General features: G+C 45.9%; 6 protein-coding genes. 2 read left to right on the top strand and 4 right to left on the bottom strand.

All coding sequences use genetic code 11. From position 1 onward, the window contains the following. Positions 1 to 492 precede the first annotated feature (492 nt). A complete protein-coding gene (locus IQ270_RS27570) occupies positions 493 to 1,095 on the bottom strand; it encodes a thioredoxin family protein (RefSeq protein WP_193976336.1) in 603 nt (200 codons plus the stop codon). Between the two features lie 178 nt (positions 1,096 to 1,273). Here IQ270_RS27570 and IQ270_RS27565 point away from each other — a divergent pair, with 178 nt between their 5' ends. Both IQ270_RS27565 and IQ270_RS27560 read left to right on the top strand, forming a co-directional pair. Then, positions 1,274 to 1,678 carry an NIL domain-containing protein gene (locus tag IQ270_RS27565; RefSeq protein ID WP_193976335.1) on the top strand — a complete coding sequence of 135 codons (405 nt, stop codon included), beginning with the start codon at positions 1,274 to 1,276 and terminating at the stop codon, positions 1,676 to 1,678. 203 nt (positions 1,679 to 1,881) lie between these two features. Continuing rightward, the gene (locus tag IQ270_RS27560; protein ID WP_193976334.1) at positions 1,882 to 2,325 is read left to right on the top strand and encodes a hypothetical protein; all 444 of its coding nucleotides are present in this window, start codon (positions 1,882 to 1,884) and stop codon (positions 2,323 to 2,325) included. A 793-nt stretch (positions 2,326 to 3,118) separates the two neighbouring features. Here the strand turns inward: IQ270_RS27560 and IQ270_RS27555 are convergent. From IQ270_RS27555 to IQ270_RS27545, 3 genes are all read right to left on the bottom strand, one after another. Continuing rightward, positions 3,119 to 3,670, bottom strand: coding sequence for a shikimate kinase (locus tag IQ270_RS27555; RefSeq protein WP_193976333.1), 552 nt, complete (start codon positions 3,668 to 3,670; stop codon positions 3,119 to 3,121). A 22-nt stretch (positions 3,671 to 3,692) separates the two neighbouring features. After that, complete coding sequence (locus IQ270_RS27550) at positions 3,693 to 4,562, bottom strand: LapA family protein (RefSeq protein ID WP_193976332.1); 870 nt, start codon at positions 4,560 to 4,562, stop codon at positions 3,693 to 3,695. A gap of 214 nt (positions 4,563 to 4,776) precedes the next feature. After that, positions 4,777 to 5,418, bottom strand: a complete 642-nt coding sequence (locus IQ270_RS27545; RefSeq protein WP_193976331.1) for a flavin prenyltransferase UbiX — start codon at positions 5,416 to 5,418, stop codon at positions 4,777 to 4,779. Positions 5,419 to 5,673: the final 255 nt, after the last annotated feature.

Genomic DNA, 5,673 nt, shown 5'->3' with positions numbered 1-5,673 from the left:
GCATCAGGGTGCCGATGTGGCGGCGGATGGCGGTAGCGCTAATGCTGAATCCGGTTTTGTCGGGGATCATTCGATTTTAGATTTTAGATTGAACAATTTACCGTGTCAGTCACCCTAATTCTAGTAGAGTGCGTCAGTCTTGAATTTCTCTCGCGGGTGAAAGAATATCTACTGAGGCACCTTACGAGTAGTTTAATAAGTATTAATAAAATATCACAAAAGGTTTTTTAAATATTCTTTTAGAGGTAGCCTCGCGCCCGCAATGAAGATTTGCTAAAGTTGCGGGCTGTTTATTGATCATCAAACAATTGCGATTTACCGTTGGGTGGGGGAGTGTCAAGAGATTCTTTGTCTGAGGCTGTGATTGTTGTTTTCAAACCCTCCCTTGTCTGGTGCGTCGCTGCAAGATTTTCGAGTTGACCAAGCAGATTGTTGATGGCGACTCACCCGCTCGCTATCTACTGCTGATGACTAATGACTAATGACTAATGACTACTGTACTTGACTGCCGTGGACGCGGGGGTCGGAACTGCTGGTTTTCACAGCTTCTGTGGGGGGAGTAAAATTAGAAACTTGACCGACAGATTGACCGTGCGGCAATTCTTTCCCTGCAATCAAAGCTTCTAAATTAGCTTCCATAATGCTGCGCGGCGCTTCGCCGATCGTCTGAGCCACGGCGCTGCCTTTATTGTTTAAATAGACAAAGTGCGGAATGCCGTCTACCCGGTATTTGGTAATTTCTGGCAGCCATTTGTCGTTGTCTACATTCAGCATCACAAAATTCATCGGTTCGGCATATTTCTCTTTGATGGCACTCAAATCGCCAGCCATCGCCTGACAGCTACCGCACCAATTAGCATAAAATTCCATGAGTGTGGGCTTGCCGTTTGTTAGGGCTGTTTCCAGCGGTGCGGAGGCTTTGGCCATTTCGGTGAGACTGCTTGAGGGCGTTTGAGTTCGCACTCCGAAGAAGATGGATACTGAAAGGGCGATCGCTGCTAATACAATTAGCAAGTTTCTGATTTGTGCTGCCGATTTTGCTTCCAAGTTTTTCGGTGCGGGGGCTGGAGTTGAGTTGGGGGAATTGGGGTTCATAAAATGGATTGCGATTTTAATTTTCTGTTTTTAGTTTAAATAATAACCTCCGATTGTACCACATTTTGAGAGAATAAGGTATCTATCAGAAATAATTTGCTTAAGGTTGCTACGGGGGGAAACTAGGCTAAAACATAAGAACCGAAAAATTGCTGGTAAATTACTGAGGACTAAATGCGTGAAAAAACGGGTAACGCTGACGTTTCCCCAACGATCGATCCAAATGCCTGTCACCTACCGACTGGCCAAGGATTTTAATGTTGCTGCCAACATTATCCGCGCTCAGGTGGCTCCGAACCAAGTGGGCAAACTGGTGCTAGAGTTATCGGGGGACATCGATCAACTAGAAGCGGCGATCGACTGGATGCGATCGCAAAATATCGGAGTTTCCCTCGCCAGCAGAGAAATACTTATAGACGAAGATATCTGCGTTCACTGCGGCTTGTGCACGGGGGTATGTCCCACGCAAGCCTTGACCCTAGACCCAGAAAGCTTTAAACTAACTTTTGCTCGATCGCGCTGTATTGTTTGCGAGCAGTGCATCCCTACTTGTCCGGTGCAAGCTATTTCTACTAACCTCTAGGCGACGCAGGAATTTCTCTGCCTCAGTTGATTTTGAGATTGGGGCATTGAAGATTTGAGATTTGAGATTTACTTGCAGCGCCGTGAATCTGGGAGCTCGAACCAAAGTCTAAAATTTTGGAATCTACCGTCGGTGCTGTCGGGGGCTGTCGTTTTTGGGCTATTTCATGTTTTTTTGCGTGGTTTCCCTAATCTTTCCATCACATGAAAAAAAACTATTGGCTTTCCCTAACTCTACTTTTTGTTACTTATTTCATTCTGGGCTGGAAATTGTCTGAGTTTGATGTTCCCCCGCACCTGACTTGGTTTTTAGCCGTAGCTGCTGCTTTCGTGTTAGCTATCTCTTTGTCGTTCCCGCTGAAAGACATAAAAAGATTCACTGTCCGCTGGCTTTCGAGTGATAGCGGTGCTTTTATTTCGATTATTGTAGGAGCTTTTTTCGCAGTTGTAGTTGTTACCTGGCTGCACATATTTGTGACTGCTTTAGTCTTGACTTCAGCGGGAATTTTGGCAAGACTAGATATTCAAATGTTTGGTCACCAAAGATGGCGGACTTTTGGGATATTAACTGCTGTTTCTATGACTGGTTTGGGGTTGGGCGGAGCGATCGAGTTCTTGTCAAGAACGGGCAGGCTCGTATTACTTTAAATGGGTTACGGGAAATTCACCCAACCCAATTCTACAACTAGCAGCGGATATTTAGCCTAAAACTATCCGATCGCCGGTGAATAAAAACTGCTAGGGTTTTTCAATACCTGGTTCCAGGACTAATCGCCCCTCGGGCACGGCAATTATTCGATCTTCGTGAGGTACAGATTCTCCATGGTCGATTCTGAGCCAATAAAAAAGCAGCTTTCGGGAGCTGCTCGTCAGAATGCATGAGGTATTGTTTTTAGAATAGGACAGGTTGAATTCGATCGATCTTGGGTTACATTTTTTGATACGGGAAAATTGATGAGTCAATGGACGATCGTGAAATCGTCACATAGGAGGATAGCATCAATCCTAAATTTTCCGATAATCAGGTTAGCGTTTAACTGTCCTTGCGCCCTACAGCCCTTCAGCGGTGGGGCCATTTTATTTATTGGCACAACTCACACCATTTTCGCATTCAAAATTGCGGTATTAAAGATTTTTGATTGAGAATGAGTGATGATATAAGACTTTGGAGCTTGCGTAGAGTTGCATTGTTTTAGGAACTTGGTATTAAATAGCCGACTTTAACCAATCAGATGAGTCTGTCACGAGTTTTTGCACAAATTCTTCCCATCGCCACATCCTCGCACCCGATCGAACTTACGCACCACATCCGCTAAAACCCGGTTGATTCCCCAACATTCTGGCGTTAAACAGACACAATCAAACACAAATCAGTATTTTTACGCAATTCAAAAGTCCTCAGAAACCTGTTATTTTCCCAGAAACCGGGTTTCTGAGCGTATCAATTGAGCTCGGGGCTGGTTTCGGATTTGATAACTTTTTTGATTTCTTCGATCGCCCGACGCGCCACTTCTTGAGGCCTTTCGCCTCCGCTGATGCAAACTCGGACATCTGCTTGATTGTAGAAACGCTTTCGTTCGTTGAAAAGGCTTTGCAGCTTAGAGTTGATATCGCCCTCCCGCAGTAGGGGTCTAGTGCTGTCCGATCGCAGTCGATCGCACAATTCGTCTACAGGCACATCCAACCAAACCACGATACCGTAATGTAAATAACCCCAATTTGTCGATCGGGCCACAATACCGCCGCCCGTAGCAACCACCGAATTTTGATAAGCACACAATTCGTTGAGTACCTTAGTTTCTAGTTCCCGAAAAGCCTCTTCCCCTTCGCGATCGAAAATCTCAGCAATTGACTGATTAGCAACACGAACAATTAATTCATCAGTATCAAAAAAACGGTATTTTAATTCCCTTGCCAAAATCCGCCCCACCGTAGTTTTTCCCGCACCCATCATTCCGACGAGATAGATATTAACTCCCCTCAACAAATCCACCGCCAAATCCTCCGATATTTTGTTATTTTTTCAAGTCGATCGGCCCGCCGGGGCGAGCGTCATCCTCAAATACATCATCCTCATCCAATCCCCAATCATCCTCAGCTTCTGGACCAAGATTTTTTGGTGCTTCCGAGTCAACTGGTTGAGCTATCGTCCCAGGCGCGGGAACTATCATCCGATACTCTGCATCGTAGACAGACTCAGTTTGTCCCACCCCCGACAGATTCGGATCTCGATAGCCGTAAGAGTACACCGAGCCAGCCCAAGACTTGCTTTTCGGTTCCTGTTTAGTGTCGTAATCCTTCGGATTTGCCCCTGCAACGTCATTTAACTGCGGTCGATCGCGATTTTCCCGATCGTCCCCCCAATCATCATCGCTACCGCCAGAGCCTGATTTTGAGCCATCAGAAACCCAATCATCCTCATCATCTGTCGCCGGAGCGGTCTGCGGTTGAGCGTAATCCTCCGGCCCAACCGGGTTCGGAGTTTCTTGCTGGAAAGTCCGGGCACTGTAACCCGCCGGTGTCCCGTATTCAGTTTGGTAGGAAGTTTGGCTATTTTCCCGATCGAAATCCGGGTCAAGTTCCTGTTTTCTAGGAGGGGGAGGAGGCGCGTAAGCCGTTCTCCTGTCTGGTGAGACAGCATCACGGTTGCGACTGTCGCGGCCGGTGGGGTTTCCTGTTTGAGATAAGTAATTTGAAAAAGCCAGCATACCAGAAATCAATAAAGACGCGACAGCGCCCGTCGCCAGACCGACCAAAATCCAGATAGATAATGGCAGTGCGGGCGATCGAATTCCCAGAAATACCAGCGACAATACCGGCTCCACATTTTGCAGGGCAAAAATAGTTAGCCCTACGACAATTACTAGCAAAAATATAGCGCGCATATCAATAATATTGGTAATTTGTTTGTTGTCAGTTATTGGTTGTTGGTTATTGGTTATTGGTGATTGGTTATTGGTTATTGGTTATTGGTTATTGGTGATTGGTTATTGGTGATTGGTTATTGGTTATTGGTTATTGGTTATTGACTAATGACTAATGACTAATGACTACTGACTACTGACTAATGACTACTGACTACTGACTACTGACTACTGACTAATGACTCCCTTCTTCTTCCTTCCAGCGTTTGAGAGGAACGCAATCAATCCCCAACTGATCTAAAGCGCGAGCAACCACAAAGTCTACCAAATCTTCAATAGTTTGCGGATTATGATACCAAGCAGGAATCGCTGGCACTATTCTAGCTCCAACTTCCGCCAACGCAGTCAAATTCCGCAGGTGAATCAAGCTAAAAGGCGTTTCTCTAGGTACAAGTACCAATTTTCGCCCTTCCTTTAGCTGAACGTCGGCCGCTCTTTCGAGCAAATCCGAGCTCAATCCAGCCGCCAACTTCCCTAGCGTACTCATGCTACAGGGAATAATTATCATCCCTTGGGTGCGAAAAGAGCCGCTAGCAATATTAGCACCAACATCTTGCCACGGATGACACCGAAGTTTGCCCATTGTGGGGACTCCTGCTTTTTCCCGCCAGAACTCTTCTTGAAGCATCGGTTCTGAAGGCATTCGGATGTTCTGTTCGCTTTGCCAAACCATGTAGGTAGATTTTGATGCTACCAGTTCCACGGGGCGATCGGCTTCCAAGAGATATTTTAGGGTTCGCACCGCATAAATCAGTCCCGATGCACCAGTAACTCCTACAATTAGAGGCTGGGCGGGGACTGAAACAGAATGAGTCATGGGCAAATTATCCTTTAATTTTAGTAGTTAAAGTAGACCTTGTACACCTACAAGTAGTTTGGGATAAAATTAATACTATCTAAAATCAGGCAAACTCATGAAAAAAAATGAGCCTAATTCTCTCGTTGTTTCTTGTCAAACTACAGTATTTAACCAGGGCTGTTTTATTCTCGGAAAAACCGCGATTTTGTAGGGGTAGTGCCCCCGTGCCTACCCCCCCACCGACGTTCGACTGCGCGTTTCACACCCAAAAGC

Origin of the sequence: Microcoleus sp. LEGE 07076 (assembly GCF_015207455.1) — a bacterium.
Taxonomy (GTDB): domain Bacteria; phylum Cyanobacteriota; class Cyanobacteriia; order Cyanobacteriales; family Microcoleaceae; genus Microcoleus.
This window is presented reverse-complemented; position numbering and strand designations above follow the sequence as displayed.

What these genes read in the sequence shown, in the direction of transcription:
- IQ270_RS27570 (WP_193976336.1), bottom strand. Translation starts at nt 1,095, where the DNA reads ATGAACCCCAATTCCCCCAACTCAACTCCAGCCCCCGCACCGAAAAAC.
- IQ270_RS27560 (WP_193976334.1), top strand. Translation starts at nt 1,882, where the DNA reads ATGAAAAAAAACTATTGGCTTTCCCTAACTCTACTTTTTGTTACTTAT.
- IQ270_RS27550 (WP_193976332.1), bottom strand. Translation starts at nt 4,562, where the DNA reads ATGCGCGCTATATTTTTGCTAGTAATTGTCGTAGGGCTAACTATTTTT.
- IQ270_RS27545 (WP_193976331.1), bottom strand. Translation starts at nt 5,418, where the DNA reads ATGACTCATTCTGTTTCAGTCCCCGCCCAGCCTCTAATTGTAGGAGTT.